The sequence below is a fragment of the Campylobacter concisus genome (assembly GCF_902460895.1).
In the GTDB taxonomy this organism is placed as follows: domain Bacteria; phylum Campylobacterota; class Campylobacteria; order Campylobacterales; family Campylobacteraceae; genus Campylobacter_A; species Campylobacter_A concisus_BC.
The window spans coordinates 401,116-423,164 of the sequence record NZ_CABPVL010000004.1 but is presented as its reverse complement, the minus strand read 5'-3'; the positions used below and the strand labels follow the sequence as shown (position 1 = coordinate 423,164).

Annotated in this window: 20 protein-coding genes; 9 read left to right on the top strand and 11 right to left on the bottom strand. The window is 39.7% G+C overall.

Annotation, left to right across the window (positions count from 1 at the left end; genetic code table 11):
• Positions 1 to 40 precede the first annotated feature (40 nt).
• Genes F3G98_RS08620 through F3G98_RS08605 form a run of 4 tightly spaced genes read left to right on the top strand, consistent with a single transcriptional unit; the run spans position 41 to position 3,002 of the window.
• Entirely contained in the window at positions 41 to 1,063 is a 1,023-nt protein-coding gene (locus tag F3G98_RS08620; protein WP_002940575.1) for a ribonucleotide-diphosphate reductase subunit beta, read from the top strand.
• Complete coding sequence (locus tag F3G98_RS08615; protein WP_149726038.1) at positions 1,050 to 1,541, top strand: hypothetical protein; 492 nt, start codon at positions 1,050 to 1,052, stop codon at positions 1,539 to 1,541. The genes F3G98_RS08620 and F3G98_RS08615 overlap by 14 nt, the downstream gene beginning before the upstream one ends.
• Positions 1,542 to 2,309, top strand: coding sequence for a carbon-nitrogen hydrolase family protein (locus F3G98_RS08610; protein ID WP_149726037.1), 768 nt, complete (start codon positions 1,542 to 1,544; stop codon positions 2,307 to 2,309). It begins immediately after the preceding gene.
• A gap of 60 nt (positions 2,310 to 2,369) precedes the next feature.
• The gene (locus F3G98_RS08605) at positions 2,370 to 3,002 is read left to right on the top strand and encodes a protein-L-isoaspartate(D-aspartate) O-methyltransferase (RefSeq protein ID WP_149726036.1); all 633 of its coding nucleotides are present in this window, start codon (positions 2,370 to 2,372) and stop codon (positions 3,000 to 3,002) included.
• An 18-nt stretch (positions 3,003 to 3,020) separates the two neighbouring features.
• On the opposite strand, the gene F3G98_RS08600 is transcribed toward F3G98_RS08605, so the two are convergent.
• Complete coding sequence (locus F3G98_RS08600; RefSeq protein WP_103608140.1) at positions 3,021 to 3,512, bottom strand: hypothetical protein; 492 nt, start codon at positions 3,510 to 3,512, stop codon at positions 3,021 to 3,023.
• Positions 3,513 to 3,649: 137 nt separating this feature from the next.
• Positions 3,650 to 4,234 carry a hypothetical protein gene (locus F3G98_RS08595; protein WP_149726035.1) on the bottom strand — a complete coding sequence of 195 codons (585 nt, stop codon included), beginning with the start codon at positions 4,232 to 4,234 and terminating at the stop codon, positions 3,650 to 3,652.
• A gap of 168 nt (positions 4,235 to 4,402) precedes the next feature.
• On the opposite strand from F3G98_RS08595, the gene F3G98_RS08590 reads away from it, so the two are divergent.
• Positions 4,403 to 4,621, top strand: coding sequence for a hypothetical protein (locus tag F3G98_RS08590; protein ID WP_012140605.1), 219 nt, complete (start codon positions 4,403 to 4,405; stop codon positions 4,619 to 4,621).
• Between the two features lie 27 nt (positions 4,622 to 4,648).
• On the opposite strand, the gene F3G98_RS08585 is transcribed toward F3G98_RS08590, so the two are convergent.
• From F3G98_RS08585 to pyrG, 7 genes are all read right to left on the bottom strand, one after another.
• Positions 4,649 to 6,646, bottom strand: a complete 1,998-nt coding sequence (locus F3G98_RS08585) for a TonB-dependent receptor domain-containing protein (protein WP_103608141.1) — start codon at positions 6,644 to 6,646, stop codon at positions 4,649 to 4,651.
• A gap of 278 nt (positions 6,647 to 6,924) precedes the next feature.
• Positions 6,925 to 7,308, bottom strand: a complete 384-nt coding sequence (locus F3G98_RS08580) for a hypothetical protein (protein WP_141090130.1) — start codon at positions 7,306 to 7,308, stop codon at positions 6,925 to 6,927.
• A 107-nt stretch (positions 7,309 to 7,415) separates the two neighbouring features.
• Positions 7,416 to 8,003, bottom strand: a complete 588-nt coding sequence (locus F3G98_RS08575) for a hypothetical protein (protein WP_223231331.1) — start codon at positions 8,001 to 8,003, stop codon at positions 7,416 to 7,418.
• Positions 8,004 to 8,444: 441 nt separating this feature from the next.
• Positions 8,445 to 8,747 carry a hypothetical protein gene (locus tag F3G98_RS08570; RefSeq protein ID WP_103608784.1) on the bottom strand — a complete coding sequence of 101 codons (303 nt, stop codon included), beginning with the start codon at positions 8,745 to 8,747 and terminating at the stop codon, positions 8,445 to 8,447.
• Between the two features lie 50 nt (positions 8,748 to 8,797).
• Positions 8,798 to 10,372 carry a single-stranded-DNA-specific exonuclease RecJ gene (gene recJ, locus F3G98_RS08565; RefSeq protein WP_021083763.1) on the bottom strand — a complete coding sequence of 525 codons (1,575 nt, stop codon included), beginning with the start codon at positions 10,370 to 10,372 and terminating at the stop codon, positions 8,798 to 8,800.
• A gap of 312 nt (positions 10,373 to 10,684) precedes the next feature.
• Positions 10,685 to 11,293 carry a TonB-dependent receptor gene (locus F3G98_RS08560; protein ID WP_103608783.1) on the bottom strand — a complete coding sequence of 203 codons (609 nt, stop codon included), beginning with the start codon at positions 11,291 to 11,293 and terminating at the stop codon, positions 10,685 to 10,687.
• A 160-nt stretch (positions 11,294 to 11,453) separates the two neighbouring features.
• Entirely contained in the window at positions 11,454 to 13,088 is a 1,635-nt protein-coding gene (gene pyrG, locus F3G98_RS08555) for a CTP synthase (RefSeq protein ID WP_103608782.1), read from the bottom strand.
• A gap of 126 nt (positions 13,089 to 13,214) precedes the next feature.
• On the opposite strand from pyrG, the gene F3G98_RS08550 reads away from it, so the two are divergent.
• The 4 genes from F3G98_RS08550 (at position 13,215) to F3G98_RS08535 (ending at position 18,115) form a co-directional block, all read left to right on the top strand.
• A complete protein-coding gene (locus F3G98_RS08550; protein ID WP_009295224.1) occupies positions 13,215 to 13,430 on the top strand; it encodes a DUF4492 domain-containing protein in 216 nt (71 codons plus the stop codon).
• Position 13,431: 1 nt separating this feature from the next.
• Entirely contained in the window at positions 13,432 to 14,967 is a 1,536-nt protein-coding gene (locus F3G98_RS08545) for a cytochrome ubiquinol oxidase subunit I (protein WP_149726034.1), read from the top strand.
• Positions 14,957 to 16,084 carry a cytochrome d ubiquinol oxidase subunit II gene (locus F3G98_RS08540; protein WP_223231339.1) on the top strand — a complete coding sequence of 376 codons (1,128 nt, stop codon included), beginning with the start codon at positions 14,957 to 14,959 and terminating at the stop codon, positions 16,082 to 16,084. Before F3G98_RS08545 ends, F3G98_RS08540 begins: the two co-directional genes overlap by 11 nt.
• Positions 16,085 to 16,348: 264 nt before the next feature.
• Positions 16,349 to 18,115: an aryl-sulfate sulfotransferase gene (locus F3G98_RS08535; protein WP_149726033.1), complete on the top strand. Its 1,767-nt coding sequence runs from the start codon at positions 16,349 to 16,351 to the stop codon at positions 18,113 to 18,115.
• A gap of 32 nt (positions 18,116 to 18,147) precedes the next feature.
• Here F3G98_RS08535 and F3G98_RS08530 read toward each other — a convergent pair whose 3' ends face one another.
• Entirely contained in the window at positions 18,148 to 18,501 is a 354-nt protein-coding gene (locus tag F3G98_RS08530; protein ID WP_021086308.1) for a hypothetical protein, read from the bottom strand.
• Positions 18,502 to 18,567: 66 nt separating this feature from the next.
• Positions 18,568 to 22,049 (bottom strand): Ig-like domain-containing protein (locus F3G98_RS10495; RefSeq protein WP_188116993.1); only part of this gene is annotated, 3,482 nt, incomplete at its 5' end.

Sequence of the window (22,049 nt, the reverse complement as noted above, 5' to 3'; positions counted from 1 at the left end):
AGATTTTAAGAAATTTTTACCACAAACAAGAGAGAAATTTATGAACAGAAAACGCATCTACAACCCAAGTTCAAATGAAAATTTGACCGACAGAAGAGTCTTTAACGGCAACCCACACGGCATTTTAAATTTCACCAAGGCAAAATACGAGTGGGCGTTAAAGCTTTGGGACCTCATGGAAGCAAACACCTGGTTTCCAAAAGAGGTCGATACAACAGACGACGTGCGCGACTACACCTACAACCTCACAGAGGCTGAAAAACGTATGTACGACCTAGTTTGGAGCCAGCTCATCTCGATGGATAGCTTTCAGACAAATAACCTAGCTGACAACATCAACCCTTACATCACCGCACCAGAGATCAACGCCGTGCTAAGCCGCCAAGCCTACGAAGAGGCGAACCACAGCAAGTCTTATGCTGTCATGGTCGAGGCGATCTGTGACAACACCGACCTCATCTACGAGATGGAGAAGCACGACGACGTCTTGCGCGAGAAAAACGACTACATCTCAAGCGTCTATGAGGAGCTTGCAGGCGAAGTGACTGACGAGAAGCTGCTTCTTGCGATGGTTGCGAACCAAATTTTAGAGGGCATCTACTTTTACAGCGGCTTTACAGCGATCTACGCTCTAGCTCGCGCTGGCAAGATGCTAGGCTCAGCACAGATGATACGCTTCATCCAACGCGACGAGATCACACACCTGCTTTTGTTTCAAAACATGATAAATTCAGTCCGCAAAGAGAGGCCTGACCTTTTCACGCCTGAGACTGAGGCAAAAATTTATGATATGTTTGAAAAAGCTGGAAATTTAGAGATCAAATGGGGCAAATACATCACCCAAAACCAGATAATGGGCTTTACAGACGATATCATCGAGCAGTACATCCACTATCTCATCGACCAGCGCCTAGTTGCGATCGGTCTAAAACGCAAATACAACGTCGCTCACCCGATCAAATGGGTCGATGACTTTGCTAAATTTAACGACCAAAAGTCAAATTTCTTTGAAGCAAAGGTGACAAACTACAGCAAAGGAAGTATCAGCTTTGACGACTTTTAAAAATAGTATCTTATCCCTTGCCTGCGTGCTTTTAGCTGGGTGTGCGAGCAGTAGCCAAAGGATCGTTGACATGGCAAACCGAGATAATCTCGTAAATTTCCCCGCCCACAAACTTGTTAAAGTAAAAGAGACAAGCCAAGCGGAAGTCTATCAAGAGATGCCAAATGGGGAAATTGCACCAAGTTTCGCACCGCTAGGATCTGTTCTAGGAAATGACGTGATGCTTGGCATAAACAAGCAGTGTGGCTTTGAGGTAAAAGACCTAAAAGAGGTAAGAGTAGTTTCACATGATGAGGCTAGAGGTCTAGGCTTTGAGGTCTGGGTCTTTAACGACCCACTCTCGCAGAGGGAAGACAAAACCACAGCTATAAGCGTTATTTTAAAAGCTACACCAAAAATCGGTGGCACGGATATAAACTGCAAAATTCCGAAAGACTGCCACGATGAAAAACCTGTGACATTTGTATTTGGAAAATAAATGAGTGAAAATTTAAGCCTAATAAGCCTAACATTAAAGGCGAAAAATGCTACCGAGCGACTAGAAGAGCTTGCAAATTTGGTTGAGACTGCACCTGAAAACTCTCTCATGCTTGCAAGTGAGCTTTGCATCAGTGGCTATGATTTCGACGGCTTTTTTACTGGGGCGAACAAGGCGATGCTTGGTGGCATGATAGGCAGCTTTGATGCGATGCTGCTTGAGCGCTTGCAAGAGGCGCTTAGCCCAGATAAATTTCTTGGTTTTACGCACCTTAGCAGCCTAAACAAAAGCGCAGGGCTCGCTCAAATTTCAAATCTAAATCCGCACCAACCAAAAATTTATAACGAATTTTTACTTCTTAACTCAAACAACGTCTTTCATTCGCAGTTTAAGGCCGAACTTTTTCGGCCAAATTTAGAACACGAGATCTTTGCCGCCGGCGAGGTGAGCGATATAAATGCTTTTACATTTAAAGGGCTAAAGCTTGGCGTGCTAATATGCTTTGAGCTGCGTGATAGCAGGCTTTGGGCAAAACTAAGAGGGTGTGACATCATCATGGTGCCAGCCATGTGGGGCAAGGCCAGAGAGGAAGCCTACCTTAGCCTTTGCAAGGCGTTAGCCATCGCAAATAACTGCTACGTCATGATATCAAGCTCGCTAGATCTTGAGACCGCTGGGGTCTTTTTGCCAGATGGTACGCTAGAAGCAAGCGCAGTTTTTGACGCAAATTTGATCACACAGATAAAGAAAAATTTAGGGCTTTTATAAATTTTAAGATAAGCTTTAAATCGTATAATAGCGATTTAAAATTTGTTTAGGATAGAAATTTTGACCCAATTAGAAGCGATAAAATGCCAAAATTTAGCTAGCGACATAGCCGACGAGATCGTGCTAAGTCCGCTTTTGTTTGACGCGATATCAACAACTGAGCGTGAAATTTTCGTGCCTATCGCTGCACATGCTTACAAGCTTGACGCGCAGCCAATCCTTGGCAACCAGTGGATCAGCTCGCCGCTAACGGTGGCAAAGATGACGATGGCGCTAGAGTGCGAAAATATGGATAACATCCTAGAAATAGGCTGTGGCAGCGGCTATCAAGCGGCTATTTTAAGCAAACTCGCGCATAGAATTTTTAGTGTCGAGCGCATAGAAAAGCTGGCCATGGAGGCAAAAAAACGCTTCGAGGCGCTAAAGATCAAAAATGTGCACGTAAGATATGATGATGGCAACAACGGCTGGCGAAGCTACGCGCCGTTTGATAGAATTTTACTCTCGGCTGCTGCTGATGAGATCTCGCCAAATTTATTTAGCCAGCTAAAAAGTGGTGGTATCTTGGTCGCTCCGATGAAAAAAGATGGCAAGCAGTTTATCGCTAAATTTAGAAAAGATGAGAGTGGAAATTTAGAAAAAGAGTTTTTAGACGAGTGCCTTTTTGTACCACTTCTTGAGGGCAGAGAGTAGAGGCTTTTACCTCTACAACTACCACCTAACCAGCCACTCACCGCTAGGGTGCTGCGTAAATACAATATCATCAAATTTTGCTACCTCTTCGCTATCTGGAGTAATAAATGTCACATCAAAACTAAATGCGTTTTTGGCGATAAATTTAATATTTTCTATACGTAAAATATTGACACAATCAGCATATGTATATTTAAATGTTCTTAAAAGACTTTCATCTTTTCTTAGCGCAGGTGCCCTTGTGCCACCTTCCATGAATTTATCATTTTTATTAGCCTTATAGCATGCCATATTTGCTAAAAATTCCTGCATCCTAGGCTTTGCGCTGTCAAATTTCGCTTGATACTCCCTTGCAACTTTAGCCTTAGATACATTATCTTGAACGGACGGAGTGATTATTGTTGCACCTTGACTGCCATTTGTTGGTGTTTGTAGGCTAGGCAGATCCGGGAGAGTGCAACCACTAAAAATAGCAGATACCATAATAAGATAGAGTGATTTTGTTTTCATTTTTTTCCTTTTTTTTAAAGTAGAAATCATTCTACCCCCCCCCGCTTAAAGGTTGCTTGGATAGGTTAAAATTTTAACAAATCATCTACGTGAGTAAAAGATGGCAAAGCCTAAGCCTTGCCTTGAATTAGAATTGATTAGAATTTATAAGTGTATCCTGTGTAAATTCCCACGCTTGTATCTCTTAGCTGAGCGCCGCTATTTTTCTTATAAAATGTCTTATCAGCTTTTAGACCAAACTCAAGCGCGTTGTGAGCGTCAAATGAGTAGATACCGCCAGCTTTTGCGCCAACTAGCAAGCCTTTGAAATTTTTCTTACTAGTTTCGTTTTCAAAGCTTTGTCTAACACTTAGATAACTAAGACCAGCGTAACCGCCAAGTACGGCTTTAAAGTTTTCAGTGATGTTTGGTGTGTAGTCAGCGCCTGCTAAAAGCTTGTGCTTGCTCCATTTTGCGTCTGCTTCGCCAGCATTTTTTCTAGCTTTAAAGTCATAGTAGTAGCCACCATACGCTCTATAGCTGTCAAAATCATAACCGCCATAAAAGCCAAGTCCGTAGTGACCTTTGTTGAAGTTATTTTTTTCGCTTTTTGCGATATTTTTAGTTTTGATCTTTGAGTTGAACGAATAATCGCCCTCGCCACCGACAAATGCACCTTGCGCAAGTGCAGCTGAACTAACTAAAGCTAAAACCAAGCTTGATTTTACAAGTAAATTTTTCATACTTCTCCTTTAAAAATTTTCGTGATTTTACTATTACGCGTTTAATCTATATGAAATTTAAATTTAACAAAGCCCTATTTTTCGCTCTTTTCAGCCTTTAAAATTTAAATTTTTTATATTTACTATTAAATTTTAAAATTAGAAGAAATTTTCATCAAAGGAGAGAAAATGGCACTAGATAAAGAGCTAGTAAATTTCGGTGAAGAGCATGAGCTAAATGCGATCCTTTCAAAATTTGGCAAATCACAAAGCCAAAAAAATAGAGCAACACTTGGCGAGCTTGGCAAAAAATGTAAGGAGAAACTTGCTAAAAGAGTGCTAACTCAAGACGAATTTGGCGAGTTTGTAAAAGCGCACCTAAAAGAGCTTGAAGACAAAAAAGCCTAAATTTCTGGGGGAAACCCCAGAAATATCTTAGAAATGTACCTTAAATTTCGCCCAGAAACTTCTACCAGGCTCATATAGTCTAGTACCATTTGGTATCGTCTCATATCCCGCGATACCGCCGCCGTAACCACCTTTTGAATTATGATATGAATATTTGGCGTCGTTTAAATTTTCTGCAGCTATTAAGAATTGATAATTTTTAAATTTATAGCCAGCACTAAGTCCTAGCGTCCAGAAACTATCGCTCTTACCCAAGTCCATGCCGCCAACGTCTCCATATCCCTTTTGCGCGCGGTGTTGCGATGCGTTAGCGTATAGGTCAGCTTTGACAAACCACTCAGGCTTTTCTAGTCCAGCACTTAGTTTAAACGTTAGAGGTGAAACTTTAGGTAGTGCATCGCCCTTTTGTAGGCCACCAGCGTCTTTAGTCACCTTGCCGTAGACATATGATGCGCCAGCCCCTAGTCTAAATATATCAGCTAGCAATATATCGCCCTCGATCTCACCACCATATAGTAAAGCGTCGGTATTAAAAGCGCTTGATGACATGCCCATGGTGTTGTATTTTAACATGATGTAGTCATCCATCTTTGATACAAATAAATTTGCACTTAACTCATAGTTTTTATCTTTTAGCACTGCGCCAAAATCAACCTGAGTGTTTCTCTCCTTGTTTAGCTCTAGGTTTGCGTCTTTGTTTGTCTCCCAGTGGTCTGGCATCCTTTGTGTGTGTCCCAACCCCGCATAGAGCGTTAAATTTTGTAGATATTTTTCATATCTAAAAAAGCCTGAGAGTAAATTTTCACTCCTTTTTTTATGCGTTTTTATTAGCTTTCTCTCGCCAACATCTAGCCTAAGTCCACCAAAAAGGCCATAGTTACTATCAAGAACGTACTCGTTTTGAGTATATATTGTTTTGTATGTTACTTTGCGCTCTTTTTCGTGTGGCTTTGATAAGGCGGCGTCCATAACGGCTTTAGGCACGCCAGCTCCGCCAGTACCAGCGCCTTGCCATTTAAATGTGTCCTGCGAATATCCAGCACCAAGATAGCTCGTTAGATTATCGAAATTTAACTCGCCCTCAAGCTTAACGCCATACATATCGCGTATTGGGTGGCTGATACTATATCCCTTGCCCATTCCCCTTCCTGGCACCACTGGACGCATGGTAAAGTTATCCATTATGTGATCGATTTGATGATAGTATGAGCTTAGCCTGACTTTATGCTGGCCGACATCTTGTTCGAGCTTGAGACCAAAAGACTTGCGGTCAAACTGCGTGCCGTCTCTCATCCTATCAGCATAGGCTGCTTCGCCCTCACCCAGGTCTGCACTTAGCTGCAAGGCAGTGGTATCAGTTGGCGTTAGTGTACCCACAAGTGAGACGCTGTTTCGCTTGTAGTGCGTATGCATTTTTTGTCCATCGCCACTTTTATAATCGCCGCTCTCGTAGTGTCCTCCAGAGACCTCCAAGCTACCTAGCTCGTTGCCTGCTACCACGTCTGCGCTCGTCTCAAATCGCCTAAAACTTCCGCCAAGCACGCTCACATTTCCTCCAAAGCTTGGTTTTGAGAGCCTTGCTATATCTCTATCAAAAAATATACCACCACTAATAAGCGCGCCATATCTTACGTCTTGTGGCCCTTTTACGATGCGAACTGAGCTGTAGTTTTGCGCAGATATATAGGTGATAGGAGTATCCATACGCATGCCACATCCGCCATTTAACGTACTACCGTCGATAAGCACTGGCAGTCTAGCCGCACTCTGCGAGCGGTAATAAACCTCACTACCGCCTCCGCCCTTGCGCTCCATAGAAAATCCACTCAAATTTGTAATAGACTTGGCGATATCACTATTTTCTAGTATTGCACCTTTGCCGACTAGTTGGGCATTAGTTGGTTCATCGAGGGCTGATCTTTCTATTTTTGACGAGACGACAATCGGCGTTAAGCTTACTCTTTCCTCAGCGCTGAGCGTTAAATTTGACGCTAAAGCTAACGACAAAACATAAGAAATTTTCATTTTTGCTCCTATGAAAATAATATTTAATATTAAAATTGAAGCAAAAATAAACTTAAATAAGGAATAAATATAAATGTAATGAAAATTACATGGTATTAAATTTAATCAAAACCGTCTTATTTTGGGCATTTATATCATGTGTGCAAAAAGTAACTTTAAAAGTTTGGAGTTATAAATTTAGCCTGATTTTTTCATAAAATTTGAGTTTTTACCAAAAGCTGTGTGGTTATATTTTTATCAAAAACCTAAATTTCTGGGGGGGGGGGACCCCAGAAAATTTATTTGCAATCCTCTTTTGTCAAATTTATCACAGTAAAATTTTTGCCGTTCTCGTAGTTATATATCCACGAGGCTTTATCGATAAGAGGGTTTTTACTGCTACAAAAGTCCTCTTTTAACATTTCAGTTTGCATCCTTTTAAACTCATCTACCTGCTCTTTGGTAAATTTACTAAATTTAATATCCTCGCTATCATTTATAACAAACGTTGTTTTTATGGTCTCATTTTCACATGTAGCACCCATTATTACGCTATTTTCATCGACTCTTGTGGGAGCTGGCTCATCGATCATGCTTACAACAGCTTTAATAAATGCGTTATTACAATCAACCGCAAACGTAGAGGTCAAGAGCATAGATAGAGACAATATTATTTTCTTCATTTTGTATCCTTTTTGGAAAGTATATTAAATTTAGTTGTAAAAATACTAAGGAGATAAATTTGCGCCCAAACTAGGACGCAAATTTCTTAAGGAGGGAATGTTTAATATTAAAATTTATAAGTGTAGCCTACGTAAAGACCGATGTTGCTCTCTCTAACTCTGCTAACATCATCTGCTTTGTAGAAAGTGTAGTCAGTTTTCATACCAGCTTCTAGGATATTGTTTTGATCAAGTAGGTACTCAGCACCAAATTTAGCGCCTAAAACAAATCCTGTGTCATAGAATTTTTTATTCTCATCATCTCTGCTTATCAAAAGTCTAGATACGCCAGTATAGCCACCTAAAACAAGCTTAATATCTTCAGTGATGCTTGGAGTGTAATCAACTCCAGCTAGCAAACTGTGCTTTTTCCATTTAACAGTAAATCTGTCATCATCGTCTTCTATTTGTTTTTTTGTTTGAAAGCTATAAAAATAAGCACCGTAAGCTCTAAAGCTGTCAAAATCATAACCAGCTTTTACGCCACTGTTAAATTGACCTTTTCTAACGCTTCCGCTCTCGCCGTCTGTTGTTTTCTCTTTCCAATTTGACGCAAAAGAGTATCCGCCCTCGTAACCAATAAATGCCCCCTCTGCCATAGCAAATGAGCAAACCGCACATGCAATCATGCTAGCTTTCAAAAATGAACTTTTCATTTTCAATCCTTTAAAAATATAATGTAAATGTAATTTTACGGATTTTTATTTAAAATATTATTAATTTATAATATTAAATAAGCATTGATAAATTTACTTTGTTTATAAAGTTCGTATTTTAGGGATTTATAAAGATAAATTTATAAAATTTTTAATTATTAAAAAGTAACACCTAGTCGTTAAATTTCAAACGACTAGGCAAAATGCTATAAAATTTCTCGTATAAGAAGCTGCGATATAAGAGGTCAGCTAAATGATTTTTAGAGATAAACTATTTCTAAAAAGGCTTAAATTTCTAGCTTTTCTGTATTTTTATCAAATAACCCATTAAATTTAATAGATAAAATTTATAACTTTCAAAAAATATCTAAAAATTTGGTATCCTAAGAAGCATTTGCAAGTGTAATGCAAGAGGATAAAGAGCTAGTCGAAGTATTAAATTTACCATCCTCTTCTATGATGTATATAGTGATGCTCGTAGCTGCTTTCAGCACCACATCCAGCCTTTAAAAGGCCAAGCACTATACCGCCGCCGCCAAGCGCTTCTGGTCCTAATGATCTATCCCAGCGATCCTCGCATTCATGTTTTTTAGCCTCTTTATAAGCTATCTCGCAAAGGGCCAAGAAGATGCCAAGCGCAATAGATATTATAAATTTATGAGTAGTGCTTAGTTTGGCATTAGAAGGATCTTCCTCTTTTTTATTTTTAACTTTACTTGTTCTTTTTCTTCTTAGTTTGTCCATCTTTTTACTTTAATAAAAGAGCAAAATCTAAAGCCATTTTCATATCAAATTTACAAAATTTCTCTTATGAGAAGCTGTGGCGTAACAAGCCCGCGGAACGAATTTTTAGATACGCAAAAGATGATATCTATCATTTCGCCTACTCTAACGTGCCTTGTGAAGTTAAAAAACAGTGCCTCAAGCGTTTTGTTGTCTTTTTGTAAGATAAGTTTTAAGTGGTTTTGATCCCTGCCTATGAGCCTCTCGTTCTTCACGACAGCGTTTTCTATCTTAAAGACTGGACGTGGATTTTTCTGTCCGTACGGCTCATAAAATTCCAAAATTTCAAGTAGTTCAAAGTCGATCTCACTTGGCATTATGTCGCCAAGTAGCTCGTCTGAACTTTTGCACTCTTGCATATTTAGGCATGAGCAGCTTTTATTTATCGCCTCTTTAAATTTCTCCAAATTTTCAGGCGCAAGAGTTAGCCCTGCTGCACCTTTGTGACCGCCATAGCTTGTTAGCAGATCTTCGTGGCTTGCGATGAGCGATAAGATATCAAGCTTGCCAACGCTTCTAGCACTGCCCTTTGCGCGACCTTTATCGATGCTAAAGACAATAGCTGGCTTTGCAAAGTGCTTTGCCAGGCGGCTAGCTACTATGCCGATCACGCCCTCATGCCACTGCTCTCCCCAAGTGATGATGACCTCATCGTCCTCTTTTACGTCCTTTAGCGAGCACTCAAAGAGTTGGCGCTCCTCCTCTTTTCTGGAGTTGTTAAACTCGATAATCGTATCAAGGTAGTTGTAAGCCTCTTCGATGCTCTTTGCACGCAAGAAGTTAAATGAATTCATCGCATCATCCATGCGTCCGGCTGAATTTATAAGAGGCGCTATAAGAAAGCTGATATCATCGCACTCAAATTTATCCTTGCCGTAAAACTCTTTTATGACGCAAAATGCCGAGCGCTTCGAGGCATTTAGCTTGCAAATACCCATGCGAACGAGCATCCTGTTCATATCTCTTAGCTCCATCATATCAGCGATTATCGCGATGGCTAAAAGCTCTAAAAACTTGCTCATATCGTAGTTTAGCTTGCAAACATCCTTTAGCGCGCCGACTAGATACCAAGCCACTTCAGCACCGCAAATTTCGATATTTGGGAAGTTGCAATCCTCTTGTTTTGGATTGATGATAGCGTAGGCTTCTGGTAAAACGGCTGGTGGCATGTGGTGATCTGTGATGATGAGATCTATGCCTTTTTCTTTGCAGATGCTAGCTGCCTCATTAGCTGAGATGCCGTTATCGACGGTGATTATTAGACTCACATCGCTTGCAAGCTCGTCGATGATCTCAGGGTTTAAGCCGTATCCGTCCTTAAAGCGGTTTGGGATCTTTACTAGGTAGTTTTTTACGCCAAGATCATCAAAAAACTCGGCTAAAATCACACTTGAAACCACGCCATCAACATCATAATCGCCAACAATAGCAATATGCTCGTTTCTCTCGATCGCCTCTTTGATGCGATTAGCGCCTTTGTAGATATCTTTTAGGGCGCTTGGCGTTGGAATTTCACTAAGTTTTTTGTGTATGTCGTTACAAAATCTACGTGCTAGTAAATTCCTAATATCCTCTTTAGTTAACATAGCTTTGGCAAGGACTTTTTGACGCCCTGCCAACTTTTACTAATGCTATTTGCTCACTTAAATTTACGCCCAAACTGCCAAAAATTTGGCAACAAAAATGCTTTTTTTTCATCGTAATCTTTCGTCTTTATTTTGAATGCTTTGATTATATCTTTTTGAAATTTAATTTCTTATAATTTTCAATGAAAGTAAGATTTTTAGGGCAAAAAACTTTTGTTAAATTGATACTCTTTATAAATTAGCCATTGTAAATTTGAAGTAAAAAATGAGAGAAATTTTAAGTAAAAATAAGGGGTCATAAGACCCCAAAAATTAAAATTTATATGTGTAGCCTAGATAAGCGCCGATATCTGTTGATTTAAGGTTATCAAGATCTTCATCAGTGCTATACCAAGATCTATCTGCTTTTATACCAAATTCAAGTGCATTATTTTTATCAAAGCTATACTCTGCACCAAGTCTTGTGCCAACTAGCCAACCAGCCTTTGTTGTATCATAAGTCGCTTTAAGTGTATTTGTATAAAGTCTTGCTTTAAAATTTACAACTGAAACACCAGTGTATAAGCCTGCTATTAACTTAAAGTTATCTGTTATAGCTGGAGTATAATCGCCACCTACTACAAATTTATGTGTTGTCCATTTTATACTAACATCGTGTTTTACACCATCATCAGTATAGTTAAAGTTATCTTTTGCCTCTGTATGATAGAAGTATCCACCATAAACTCTAGCTACGTCAAAGTCATAACCGCCTTTGATGCCAACATTTGGTCTATTATCCTTAAAACTAAGACCATCATTGTCTTTTAGCTTTGAGCTAAAATCATAGCCGCCCTCAACTCCGACAAATCCACCTTGTGCTAAAGCAAATGAGCTAGCAAGTGAAAGTGCCAAAACACTTTTTAAAACGCAATTTTTCATTTTTTCTCCTTTATAAATGATTGCGTAAGCATTGTATGTTTAGCAAGATTAAAAAATACTTAAATGATTTAAATTTTATCAATAATACATTTACTTTTATTTTTAATATAAATTTGAGAGAAATTTAAAGAAAATTTGGCAAGAGAGCTTGCCAAATTTATCATTTTACGTGATTAGCCAAGCTTGCTTTTATAAAGCCTAAGATCACAGGGTTTGGTCTAGTTAGGCGACTAGTAAATTCAGGGTGACACTGCACGCCTACAAACCACGGATGGCCTTTTAGCTCGATCGCCTCTACCAGTCCGTCGCTTTCGCCACTTACTATAAGGCCAGCCTTTTCAAAGACCTCTTTATATTTTGGATTTGCCTCGTAGCGGTGGCGGTGGCGCTCTTTTACGCTCTTTGCGTTGCCATAAATTTCAGCTAAAAGCGTCTTTGGCTTGATGTCGCAGTTGTAAGCGCCAAGTCTCATAGTGCCGCCAAGTGGGCTTGTGTGCGTTCTTATCTGCTTTTTGCCGTGGGCATCGATGAAGCTATCTATTAGATATATGATAGGATTTTTGCACTCTTTGTTAAACTCCATAGAATTTGCATCTTCTAAGCCCAAAACATCCCTTGCAAACTCGATTAGTGCCAGCTGCATACCAAGGCAAATTCCAAGATATGGGATCTTGTTTTCACGAGCAAATTTGATCGCTTGCATCTTGCCTAACACGCCTCTTTCGCCAAAGCCGCCAGCTACCAAGATGCCATCCACGTCTTTTAAAAGCTCATTTACATTACTCTCTTCTATCTTTTCGCTATCTATCCAGCGTAAATTTACCCTAGCGTCCAAATTTGCTCCAGCGTGGATGATGCCCTCAGTTAGGCTCTTATAGCTCTCTTTTAGATCGATATATTTGCCTACAAAGGCGATTGTTGTTTCGTTTGTTGGAGCGATGATCCTTTTTACTAGGCTATCCCAGTTTGCCATGTCTGGTTTTAGCTCGCAAAAGCCTAAATTTTCAGCGATCGGCGTTAATATATCTTGCTTTAAAAATGAAAGTGGAATTTGATAGATGCTTGCGCTATCTAAGCTCTCTATAACGCAGTTTTTCTCCACGCCACAGCTTGCTGCGATCTTATCTTTTAGCTCGCGGTTTAGCGGCATTTCAGATCTGCAGATGATGATATCTGGGCTTATGCCTATGCGTCTTAGCTCGCCTACGCTGTGCTGGGTTGGCTTTGTTTTTAGCTCGCCAGCTACTTTGATAAATGGCACGAGCGTTAGATGGATATTTAGCGCTCTTTTTTTGCCAACTTCTACTCTTAGCGCTCTTATTGCCTCTAAAAATGGCAGTCCCTCGATGTCACCAACGGTTCCGCCGATCTCAACGATGAGTACATCTTTGCCCTCGCCTGCTTTTTTTATACGATCAACTATCTCGCCAACGATGTGAGGGATCACTTGTATAGTCTTTCCAAGATAGTCGCCACGTCGCTCTTTTTCGATAACTGAGCTATAAACTCTGCCAGTTGTGAAGTTATTATCCTGACTTAGGCTCTCATCTAAAAATCTCTCGTAGTGACCAAGGTCAAGATCAGTCTCGGCGCCATCATCTGTGACGAAGACTTCGCCGTGTTCTAGCGGACTCATCGTGCCTGGATCTACGTTGATATATGGGTCAGCTTTTAAAACGCTCACCTTTAAGCCAGAATTTTTAAGTAATGTCGCGATAGACGCAGCTGCGATGCCTTTTCCAAGTGAGCTTAAAACGCCACCTGTGATAAAAATATACTTCGTCTCTTTTGCCATCAAAATTTCCTTAACTTTAGTTATTTTTTAATCTGCCGATTATACCCCTTAAATATTTAGTAAGGCATTAATCTTGCAATTTTTAAAAATTATTCTTTAAGTTTTTTTGTTATAGACTTCGACATCATGATTAAAAACTGCTTAAAAAATATCGCCTCTTTATATATAGACGGCTTTAAAAATATGAAAATAGGCAAGAAACTATGGCTTCTCATAGCGATAAAGCTTATCATTATGTTTGGGATATTAAAGGTCTTCATCTTTGATGAAACTCTTAATACCAAATTTCAAACCGACGAAGAAAAAAGCGAATTTGTAATTCGTAATTTAATAAAGGAATAAAATGTCTGAGATGGATTTTGTTGATTGGTCTAGGGCTCAGTTTGCGCTGACTGCCATTTACCACTTTTTGTTTGTCCCGCTTACGTTGGGGCTAAGTTTTATCATCGCCATTATGGAGACGATATATGTCAAAACTGGCGATAAGGCATGGCTTGAGATAACGAAATTTTGGCTAAAGCTCTTTGGTATAAATTTTGCTATCGGTGTGGCTACTGGCATCATCATGGAGTTTGAGTTTGGTACAAACTGGGCGAATTACAGCTGGTTTGTCGGCGACATCTTTGGCGCTCCACTTGCGATTGAAGGCTTGCTAGCATTTTTCATGGAGAGTACATTTTTTGCCATTATGTTTTTTGGCTGGGAGAAGGTTAGTAAGAAATTTCACCTGCTTTCAACTTGGCTTGTTGCGATCGGTTCAAATTTAAGCGCACTTTGGATCTTTATCGCAAATGGCTGGATGCAGTATCCAATAGGCATGAAATTTAACCCAGATACCGCTAGAATGGAGATGCAAAATTTCTTCGAAGTCGCGCTAAATCCACTTGGTATCACTAAATTTTTACACACAGTAACTAGTGGCTACACTATCTCAGCTCTTTTTGTGATAGGAATTTCAGCTTGGTTTTTGATCCAAAAACGCCACATCTTGCTTGCTAAAAAAAGCATCGTCGTTGCTAGCGCATTTGGTCTTATCACTTCGGCATTTTTGCTACTTAGTGGCGATGAGAGCGCATATCTTGCGGCTCAAAAGCAGCCTATGAAGCTAGCAGCCATGGAGGGACTTTATAAGGGCGAGAAAAACGCTGGCCTAGTTGTAGCTGGTATTTTAAACCCAGCTAAAAAGCTTGGCGATGAGAGTGATGCCTTTTTACTTGAGATAAAAGTACCTTACGCACTTGGCATCATGGCAAACAGAGAGCTTGACTCATTTACACCAGGCATAAACGACCTACTTTATGGCAACAGCGAGCACAATCTAATAAGCGTAGAAGAGAAGATGGCAAAGGGCAAAGTAGCTATCGAAGCTCTTAAAAACTACAAAGAGGCTAAAAAAGCAAATGACGAGAGTTTGATGAAAAGCTCGCTTTCAAATTTAGAGAGCAACCTAAATTTCTTAGGATATGGCTATCTTAAGGACGCAAAAGATGCTGTGCCACCAGTTGCACTTACATTTTATAGCTTCCACATCATGGTCGCTCTTGGCACATATTTCATAGCTCTTTTTGCTATCACTCTTTATCTAAATCTCTCAAGAAAATATAAATTTGAAAACATAAGAGCATTTTTGTGGATATGCCTATTTACCATACCGCTTGGCTACATCGCAGCTGAGGCTGGCTGGATAGTAGCAGAGGTCGGCCGTCAGCCATGGGCGATACAAGATCTCATGACCGTTGGCGTAGGAGCTACAAATTTATCTGACTCAAATGTCAAAATTTCATTTATATTATTTGCTGTTTTATTTACGATCTTGCTGATAGCCGAGATCAAGATCATGCTTAAGCAAATAAAGATAGGATTTAACGATCATGCATAGTTTAAGCTTAGAAAATTTACAAATTTATTGGTGGTTTATAGTTAGCCTTCTTGGCGGACTTTTGGTCTTTATGATGTTTGTTCAAGGCGGCCAGTCGCTCATCTTTAGCCTTGGCAAGGACGAGCTTAAAAAAGATATGCTCATAAATTCTATCGGTAGAAAATGGGAGCTTACATTTACGACGCTTGTTATGTTTGGTGGCGCGTGCTTTGCGGCGTTCCCGCTATTTTATGCTACTAGTTTTGGTGGCGCTTACTGGGTTTGGCTGGCTATCTTATTTTGCTTTATCATCCAAGCTGTAAGCTACGAGTACCGCAAAAAGCCTGATAACTTCTTAGGAGCTAGGACTTATGAAATTTTCCTTTTCATAAATGGCTCACTTGGCGTTATTCTTATCGGTATGGCGGTTAGTACATTTTTTAGCGGCAGTGACTTTGTGCTAAATGAGCACAACTTTGTCGAGTGGAAGACTCCATTTCGCGGCCTTGAAGCATTGGCAAATCCTTACTTGTATTTGCTTGGTATAGCGATGTTTTTCTTATCTCGCGTAGGTGGCTGCTTATATCTCATAAACAACATCGCTGATGGAGAATTTATACAAAACGCTAGAAAACAGCTACTTATCAATACCGTGCTATTCTTGCCATTTTTCTTAGGATTTCTTGCTTGGATACTTACAAAAGATGGCTTTGCATACGACGCAAACGGCGTAGTTAGCCTTGTTGCTTACAAATATGCTATAAATTTGATCGAGATGCCTATCGCTGGCGTGCTACTACTTGTTGGCGTGCTTTTGGTGCTTATTGGAATTTTCCAAGGAGCATTTACAAAAAGCATCCGTGGAATTTTTGCTTATGGCGTTGGCGTAACGCTTGCTGTGACTGCGCTATTTTTGATAACAGGGCTAAATGGCACTGCATTTTATCCGTCATTTAGCGACCTCTCTAGCTCGCTAACTATCAAAAATGCAAGCTCTAGCCACTACACACTTGGCGTTATGGCCTATGTTAGCTTGCTAGTGCCAGTAGTACTTGCTTATATCTTCATCGTCTGGAGAGCGATAGATAGCAAGAAGATCACGCAAGATGAGATCAAAAACGATCATCACGCATACTAAGGATAAAAGATGTTAGAAGCAGGAATTTTTTTGATACTTTGGCCAGTAACGCTATTTATTAGCTACAAATTTGTTCTCTTTTCTCTCAAGAAATTTGACGCAAATAACTAAAATTTAGGGGCATTTGCTCCTAAATTCTTCTTTTGTTTTTACCTCTTAAAACGACTTCTTTTATAAATTTACTTAAGCCTCTTTTTATATAAGCGTTAGTTTTGCGTGAAATTTGGGTAGTAAGATATCATTAAATTTCATAAAGGAGCGAAAATGAGCAAGAATTTCTTAGGTTCTGTTGCCCTTGCGGCTGTTTTGGTGAGTGGTTTTGGCTTTAGTGTTCCACTAAACGCTGGAGTCTTGGCTCATCAAGTAAAGGTTCAAGGAGAGCTTGGCTCAGTCTTTATAAACCCATACGACGTATCGCCGCTAACTGCGGTTATAGATAGGGCTGGCAAAGATATCAAAGATATCCACGTCAAAGTAAAGGGCAAACCAGATGGCGGCATAGATATCGACTACAACGTCTCAGAGCATGCCTTGCTCACGCATGATGGCGTGCCTATTTGGGGGCTTTATCCTGACTATCTAAACGAAGTAGTCGTAAGCTACACATTTAACGGAGCTAAAAAGGTTGAGACATATAAAATTTACGCCCAACCTATCGTCACATATAGCCGTGATTTTAGATTCTCACACATGCAAAAAACTCACGTCAAAAAGGTCGATCCTGCCTTTAAAAACAGGCTCTATCTCATAAACAACACAATTACAAGCGTCTATAAACCGCTTGACTGGAAAAATGGTGGAGCTGCTAGCTGGAACGACTTTACAGAAAACTACATCGTAGATACCAAGGGCGAGGTCAGATGGTATCTTGACTATCAGAAATTTTATGACCGCAGCGAGAGAAGAGTGATGGATGGGGGCATGATGATGGGCTTTCATCAGCTAAAAAACGGCGACATCAGCTTTGGCATGGCACAAAGATATCTTAGATATGACCTCATGGGAAAAGAAATTTACAACCGCCCGCTACCTAGAGGCTACATCGATCTAAGCCACGAGGTGATGCCGCTAAAAGATGATCATGCACTTCTTAGAGTAGCAAAATACAACTACCACCACAAAAACGGCAAAATTTCTCACACCATAAGAGACCACATCATCGAGGTCGATAACACCGGCAAGGTGGTAGAAGAGTGGGATCTAAATGAAATTTTTGGCAACAACGTTTATCGTAGCAACCTCATAAAGGCGCTTGATGCTAGGGCTGTTTGCCTAAATATCGATATGGACGCAAAAGAGATCAAGATAAGCGACGATCAACCATTTGGCGATGTCACCTCCACTGGCACAGGCAGAAACTGGGCGCATGTAAATTCTATCTCGTATGATGAGAGCGATGATAGCATCATCCTTTCGCTTCGTCACCAAGGCATCGTAAAGATAGGACGTGACAAGAAAGTAAAATGGATATTAGCCTCGCCCGAGGGTTGGAGCGAGGACTTTAAAGCAAAGGTACTAACTCCGGTCGATAGTAAAGGCAATAAGATAAAATGTGAAAACTCAAAATGCGAGGGTGAATTTGACTGGTCATGGACCCAGCACACCGCATGGCTAACGCCAAGATACGAAAACAAGGGCGACATAAAACACCTAAGCGTCTTTGACAATGGCGATGCTAGAGGCATGGAGCAGCCAGCCTTTAAAGAGGACAAATACTCCCGTGCGGTTGAGTACAAGATAGATGAGAAAAAGGGCACGGTTGAGCAGACTTGGCAGTTTGGCAAGGAGCGTGGATTTGACTTTTATAGTGCAGTCACTAGCAACGTCGAGTGGCAAAAGGATAAAAGCACCTACTTTATCTCAAGCTCAAATGTAAATTTACTACGCCCTGACAAGACTATCAAAATGGTCTTAGTCGAGATCGATCCAAAGACAAATGATATAAAATTTGAAATGGATGTGGATTCTGCTTCAAGAGATGATGTCGCTTATAGAGCAATGGTTATCGATCCAGAAGTGTTTAGTTATTAAATTTTGGTGTGAGACCCCCTCTCACACCATTTTTATCGGATATTGTTTTGAAATTTATAAATTTCTTCTTTGACGCTAGTTAGGTCAAAATTTATCGCTCGCTCTAGCTCTAGCAAGCTTACATCTTTGTCTATCTCAAGAGCCATCGCTATCTCATTTAGCTCTTTTGCTTCCTCATTTGCGAGGATCGCACTCTTAAAACTAGCCTCATCTATCTGGCCAAATTTTAAAAAGATCGATTTAAATTTATCTTTTAAAATTTCTCTACTTAGCTTTTTATCTTCTAAAGCCTTCTTTGTGCCACCATTTCTGTTACATGTTCTAAATATAAAATCTATTGTTTCATTTACTTCATCGAGTAAATTTTTTGTCTTCTCGCTTTGCATACAAACTCCCTTCACCGCAAACAAATTCAAAGCAAGGCAGACTTTATCCGCCCTGCTTTTAAGAAATTAGAAGTGGTTTTCTACTTTCTCTTCGATTTGGATAGGATGAGTTGTAGCTATATTTTCTTCGCCAGCATGTGAGCTTGCAGTAGCATAAGAAGGTTTAGCTTCTGACTTACCTTCACTCATGATATGATCTTTTGGTGTTTCTAAAAGATCATTTGCGCTAACGCCTATTTTATTGTTATTTAGAACATTTAGCTCAGCTTTTGGCTCATTTATATGAGCAGCATTGCTTAGATCAACACTATCATTGTCTAAGATATCATCTGGCAAGCTTCTAGTGCTTCTTACTTTACCACCATAAGTGTTCTTTAGATCAAACCTTACCATTGTATCATTAGAAAGTGCATTACCGGCTAGGTCTTTAAAGTATCCATTCATAGATACTATCATACCGTCATGGCTCATATTAAAGTCCTTGCCATCATCACAAAGAGTTACCACACGGCTTATGCTACCGCTCTTGATATCTGCTTCAGTTATAGTAATATCTTCGGTATAACCGTTTATATTGCCCCATTTTGGATTATTAGTATTGATCATATAGTGGAAAACATCCCCAGCTTTTATAGTTACTCGGTCTTGTGGTATATCTACAACAAATGTTATATCACCGTTGCCATTTGCTGGATTTTCATAATCTGCTTTATCATAGATTTTATCTTGATTTGCATCTTCTTTAATCCAAATGTTCGGTTGAGCAATAGTTGTATCTATCTCAAGATTTGATACTGTATAAGGATTTGAAACCGCACCAGCCTTATTTGTAGCTACTGCTGTTACAGAGTAATTACCGTCGGCAATATCGTCAGTTGTTACCTTCCAGCTACCATCACTTTCAGCTGTTATAGTTTTCTCCCAAACGCTATGTAAATTACCATCAACTACAGATACTTCTACGCTTGCATTAGCCTCAGCTGTTCCACTTATAGTTGGTGTCTTATCATTTGTTAAGCCTGCAACTTGTGCAGCCTCATTTGTGATAAGGTTGCCTACATGACCGCCCCTAACATCATCATAGATGCTTGTGATCTTAACGTTAGTTGTCGCAATATGTTTATTATCTGTATTATCACTAAAGTCAAATACTACTTTATCGCTACCCTTAGCACCTTTGTTGCCAGCTGCATCGCTAAAGTATGCTTCAGCTTCATATACACGTCCATTAGCATTTGCGCCAAACGCTAAAGGTTTGCCTGCATTTGGTTGTCCTTGCTCGTATTGATTTTGTACTTTCTCTCCGATATAGCCTCTATCGATATCTGCTTGAGTTATAGTACGATTGTGCCAACTATCGCTTGCGCCCCATCTATAGTTGAATGTATCACCAGCTTTTATGCTTCCATCATCTGGTATAAGAGCTTTCCAAGCCATGCGTCCGATATTAGGATTTTCTATATTTTCTTTCCAGCTAAATTTACCGTCATTGTTTGTATCTTCGATAAACTCAACTTTCGCATCTGCTATCTTAGTATCAACTGTCACATTAGCTACGATTGTAGATCCGATATTTCCAGCTTTGTCGTGTGCTTGAGCTGAGAAGATATGTAGTCCATCACTAAGTGGAGTTGTTATCTTATATTCCCAAGAACCATTTTTACCAGCATGAACTTCAGCGTATACTTCGTTGCCAGATTTTATAACTATCAATGACTCAGGCTCTGCTGTACCTTTTAGAGTTGGTGTAGCATCGTTTGTAACTTTACCTTTAACGTTACCTGTAAAATCAATATCGCTAGTTTTTACATCATCATTGATCTCTTCAATAGTCAAATAAGGCGCTGTAGTATCAACTGTTACAGTGATTGGGCTTGAATGCTCACTCTCTTTACCAAACACATTTTTAGCAATTGCTGTAATCTCATAACTACCATCAGCCCATGGAGAATTCTCTTCTAGTCCATAATACCATTTGCCATTAGATCCCACTGGGATTTTTTCAGCGATTACAGTATTGCCTTTTTTAAGAGTGATGGTCGTACCAACTTCAGCTTCGCCCATAAATGCAGGGGTGCTATCATTTGTTAAGGCTTTATCAGCAACTAAAACATTGCCCGTAGTTCCGTAAATTGGGTCGATTAGATCTGAGCCATACTCATTATCTAAAACTGCTATGATAGTTGGAGCTTTTGGAGCAAAACCTACTATTTTTACTGCATCCATAGAACCTTCACTTACATTACCTGCATCATCGACTAGTCTATAAGATGGAGTTTGGAAGCCTCTTGATTTTGGCATATCGATGCTAAATTCATCTCTTTCTATAAAGCCTTTAGCTATATCTTGCGCAGTTACTTTAAAGATATCTGTCCAAGTTTTAGCGTCGCTTCCAAGAATTTGAACCCTATCGCCTGCTTTTACAGTATTTTCTGGGATGTCGATAACCCATTTAAGCTTGCCATCTTTTAGAGCTGAAGCATCAGCTATGTCTATCTTCTTGTCGCTATTTATATCAGTTGTTATCTTAACTGTTGGAGCGCCAATAGTTGTATCAACATCTACACTTGACCACTCTGATACAGCACTTCTATTGCCTGCTCTATCGGTTGTTTGAACTTTAAGAGTATGTACTCCATCTTCTAGTGCAGCATGTACTTCGCCACCCCAGTTCAAATTTGCCTCAAATGTATATTCCCAGTTGCCGTCTTTATCAGCTGTAACTGTTACTTCTTTGCCATCTTTAAATACTAGTCTATCATCTACCATTATCTTAACAGTTGAGAATGCCTCAGCTGTACCTTTTAGAGTTGGCAAGTTGTCATTTGTAAGAGCATTTTTAACATTACCTACAACACCACCAGCAACATCATCGATGATCTCAGTTATAACTGGCTGTGTAGTGCTTGTATCAACATTTACAGTTGCAACATTTGATGGATTACTAACATTACCAGCTTTATCAGTTGCAATAGCTACTACATTATACTCACCCTCAGCAAGTGGAGATTTTGGAGTAAATTCCCAGTTACCATTTGCATCAGCTTTTACAATGATGTCTTTGTTAATAATGTCATTGCCATTTTTAAGAACGATAGTTGAGCCAGCCTCAGCTGTACCTTTAAATGTCGGTGTAGTGTCATTTGTAAAGCCGTCATTTACACCAAGTATATTTCCGCCATTTTCAACACCGCCCCACCAGTTATCTGTTACTGCAGTGATGACTGGAGCATCGATATGAATATCGACATCTAAATTATTAGAAACTTCTTTACTAGCATTACCTGCTTGATCAACGATCTTAGCTGTTACGCTTGAAGCTTTGCCATCAACTACTGGTACTTTGATCTCTACATATCCAGTTACTCTGTCATTGTAAGTAATAGTATGTGTTTTTTCCTCACCATTTACAGTGTAGTGGATCACATCATTTTCTTCAGCATCACCTGGGACAGAAATTTGAGCTTTTGTGCTAGTGCTATCGCCATCTTTGCTATTTTCAGCTTTATTTAGCTTGCTATCTTTTGGATTTACATCTTCAACAAATG

What these genes read in the sequence shown, in the direction of transcription:
- F3G98_RS08620 (WP_002940575.1), top strand. Translation starts at nt 41, where the DNA reads ATGAACAGAAAACGCATCTACAACCCAAGTTCAAATGAAAATTTGACC.
- F3G98_RS08610 (WP_149726037.1), top strand. Translation starts at nt 1,542, where the DNA reads ATGAGTGAAAATTTAAGCCTAATAAGCCTAACATTAAAGGCGAAAAAT.
- F3G98_RS08600 (WP_103608140.1), bottom strand. Translation starts at nt 3,512, where the DNA reads ATGAAAACAAAATCACTCTATCTTATTATGGTATCTGCTATTTTTAGT.
- F3G98_RS08595 (WP_149726035.1), bottom strand. Translation starts at nt 4,234, where the DNA reads ATGAAAAATTTACTTGTAAAATCAAGCTTGGTTTTAGCTTTAGTTAGT.
- F3G98_RS08590 (WP_012140605.1), top strand. Translation starts at nt 4,403, where the DNA reads ATGGCACTAGATAAAGAGCTAGTAAATTTCGGTGAAGAGCATGAGCTA.
- F3G98_RS08585 (WP_103608141.1), bottom strand. Translation starts at nt 6,646, where the DNA reads ATGAAAATTTCTTATGTTTTGTCGTTAGCTTTAGCGTCAAATTTAACG.
- F3G98_RS08580 (WP_141090130.1), bottom strand. Translation starts at nt 7,308, where the DNA reads ATGAAGAAAATAATATTGTCTCTATCTATGCTCTTGACCTCTACGTTT.
- F3G98_RS08575 (WP_223231331.1), bottom strand. Translation starts at nt 8,003, where the DNA reads ATGAAAAGTTCATTTTTGAAAGCTAGCATGATTGCATGTGCGGTTTGC.
- F3G98_RS08570 (WP_103608784.1), bottom strand. Translation starts at nt 8,747, where the DNA reads ATGGACAAACTAAGAAGAAAAAGAACAAGTAAAGTTAAAAATAAAAAA.
- recJ (WP_021083763.1), bottom strand. Translation starts at nt 10,372, where the DNA reads ATGTTAACTAAAGAGGATATTAGGAATTTACTAGCACGTAGATTTTGT.
- F3G98_RS08560 (WP_103608783.1), bottom strand. Translation starts at nt 11,293, where the DNA reads ATGAAAAATTGCGTTTTAAAAAGTGTTTTGGCACTTTCACTTGCTAGC.
- pyrG (WP_103608782.1), bottom strand. Translation starts at nt 13,088, where the DNA reads ATGGCAAAAGAGACGAAGTATATTTTTATCACAGGTGGCGTTTTAAGC.
- F3G98_RS08550 (WP_009295224.1), top strand. Translation starts at nt 13,215, where the DNA reads ATGATTAAAAACTGCTTAAAAAATATCGCCTCTTTATATATAGACGGC.
- F3G98_RS08545 (WP_149726034.1), top strand. Translation starts at nt 13,432, where the DNA reads ATGTCTGAGATGGATTTTGTTGATTGGTCTAGGGCTCAGTTTGCGCTG.
- F3G98_RS08535 (WP_149726033.1), top strand. Translation starts at nt 16,349, where the DNA reads ATGAGCAAGAATTTCTTAGGTTCTGTTGCCCTTGCGGCTGTTTTGGTG.
- F3G98_RS08530 (WP_021086308.1), bottom strand. Translation starts at nt 18,501, where the DNA reads ATGCAAAGCGAGAAGACAAAAAATTTACTCGATGAAGTAAATGAAACA.